Below are 2,096 nucleotides of genomic sequence, written 5' to 3'. Positions count from 1 at the left end.
CTGCTAAAAATGGAGAAGAATAATACCTACCACTATTCTGTGCAGTCGGTCAGGTTACACAGGAGATCAGTTGAGTTTTTACACCTTTATAAACCTTCAATGTGTACAAAAAACAATTTTGTAATGTAAAAACAGGCATTAATTGCTTTTTTTATCCGGGGGATGCTGTTTTTTTGCCTCTTTTTTCGATGTTTTTTCATATTCCAGTAATTTATGTAGCTGTTGAAGGATAAAATCCTGAAAAAACGGGTTTAATTGTTTAAAAATTTCCACGGTTTCGGTGATTTTGTAGTCGGGGGTAATGTCTTTTTCAAACATTTCCCCTTCCCCGGTTCGCAGCCAGGCTTCGTTTACACCAAAAGCGGAAACTATGAGCTTGATGTGCCTGTCTAGGACTCTTTTTTGTTCGGTTTCTATGGAAGCTTGAAATGAAGTAGAAATACAAACTTTTTTGGCAAAATCTTTTTGAGTTAATTTTAAGTTATGGCGAAGAAAAACAATTCGTTGATTTATGGATATATTAACAAATTTTTCCGAGCATTTCTTCATTATATAGAATAATAACAAAACTTTACTCTACCTAGCAAGTATTGATTATTTCTTTGAATTAGTTATTGACATAATCTCTTATAGTATATACATTATTTCTTAGAGATTTTTATGAAAGTCAGCGTTATATTCCAAAAAACGCAATTAATGGGGAAGTATGAACAAAGCAGAACGACGAATCAATGATTTTTCATCGGGGGTGAAAAAGCTGAACACTAACAGTGTGAACTATATTCACAAGCTGACTCAAGTTTTGTTTATGGTTGAACATCAGCCGGTTTATCCGATTTCGGGGAAAAAAAGTTCTGAATTAGAAAAGAAAACTATTTTTATGAGAAGGGATAAATGACGGAAATAGAGAATATGTTGGATGTTAAACGCCAGTTCCGAAATGTATTTAAATTAATATTGCCTGTAAATATTGGACAGGAATAAATTATATTCAATAAAACTTTGGAGGGTTTTATGAAAAATTTGTTTAAAATCTTAGGCTTGTTGGTTTTAGGGATTCTGTGTTCTTGTGCTTCACTCAATGATGTATACAGACCTTTGTCTGGATCATCCAATACAGAAGTTTTAGGAACAGTGCAAACAAATTTTGAAACAATGTTTGTATTTATGCCTGGAACATACCCAGGTGCTAGTAAATCTTGGAAACGTAATGTTGATCATGCCGCTTATACTGCATTATTGGAGGTCGCAAAAAAAGAATATAATGGAAATATTGATGTTTATGATATAACGTTTCAGCCTGTACGGTATGCCACTAGACAGAACAACATAAATGAATATAAAGCCATTGGAAAAGTTGTATTACTTGGTGGTGTTAGCAGAACCACAGTCGCAACAGGTGTTGAAGGAGCATTGGCTAGAGCAGCTGAACAAACATTAAAAAATGTTCCTCAAAGATCAAAGATTGCTATTGTGTATATAACAGCCCAAGATAGAAGCACAACTGATTATATTGCAGGTGAACTTGAATATATTTGGGTGAATGACGGTTTTACAATAATTGACAGAAGTCAATTAGACAGATTAAGACGGGAACAAAATTTTCAATTGAGCGGCGAAGTTGACGATGCAACAGCCGTTTCTATTGGGAAATTTGCCGGAGCAAATATAATCGTAACTGGCAGGGTCGATGGGGAAGGTAATCTGCGCAGATTGCGTTTAAGGGCATTGGATACGCAAACGGCACAAGTTGTAGGCGTATCATCGGAAAGATTGTAAAAAATAATTGGGGAAAACTCAACTGGCGCTTAACAGGCTGGTATGCGCAAGTTTCGCATTAGTTTTGTAGATATTTCCTACAAATATTAAGCAGGAATAAATTATATTCTATAAAACTTTGGAGGGTTTTATGAAAAAATTAACGGTTATTGGGTTTGCCTTTTTTGGGTTTAGTCTTCTAGGATTAAATCCTGAATCCGTATGAAAATTCTCTATATTTTAACGGATTAGAGAATTACAAGCATTGAAAGGCGGCATCAAGTTGAAAATATAAATGATGCCAAGGATTATCTTCCCAGATTTTTATGATTTTCTTT

General features: G+C 34.5%; 3 protein-coding genes. 2 read left to right on the top strand and 1 reads right to left on the bottom strand.

Annotated features, from left to right (window positions below; translation table 11 throughout):
• Nucleotides 1-138: 138 nt before the first annotated feature.
• Nucleotides 139-549: a helix-turn-helix domain-containing protein gene (locus ACYVRH_RS12120; RefSeq protein ID WP_461257164.1), complete on the bottom strand. Its 411-nt coding sequence runs from the start codon at nucleotides 547-549 to the stop codon at nucleotides 139-141.
• A 157-nt stretch (nucleotides 550-706) separates the two neighbouring features.
• Here ACYVRH_RS12120 and ACYVRH_RS12115 point away from each other — a divergent pair, with 157 nt between their 5' ends.
• Nucleotides 707-898 (top strand): hypothetical protein, encoded by a 192-nt coding sequence (locus tag ACYVRH_RS12115; RefSeq protein ID WP_461257163.1) that lies wholly within the window; start codon nucleotides 707-709, stop codon nucleotides 896-898.
• Between the two features lie 116 nt (nucleotides 899-1,014).
• Complete coding sequence (locus ACYVRH_RS12110; RefSeq protein WP_461257162.1) at nucleotides 1,015-1,779, top strand: CsgG/HfaB family protein; 765 nt, start codon at nucleotides 1,015-1,017, stop codon at nucleotides 1,777-1,779.
• The last annotated feature ends 317 nt before the right edge of the window (nucleotides 1,780-2,096 follow it).

The sequence above is a fragment of the Treponema sp. R80B11-R83G3 genome, from assembly GCF_054786115.1.
This window is presented reverse-complemented; position numbering and strand designations above follow the sequence as displayed.

Coding starts and splice junctions, on each gene's coding strand:
- ACYVRH_RS12120 (WP_461257164.1), bottom strand. CDS start 549: ATGAAGAAATGCTCGGAAAAATTTGTTAATATATCCATAAATCAACGA.
- ACYVRH_RS12115 (WP_461257163.1), top strand. CDS start 707: ATGAACAAAGCAGAACGACGAATCAATGATTTTTCATCGGGGGTGAAA.
- ACYVRH_RS12110 (WP_461257162.1), top strand. CDS start 1,015: ATGAAAAATTTGTTTAAAATCTTAGGCTTGTTGGTTTTAGGGATTCTG.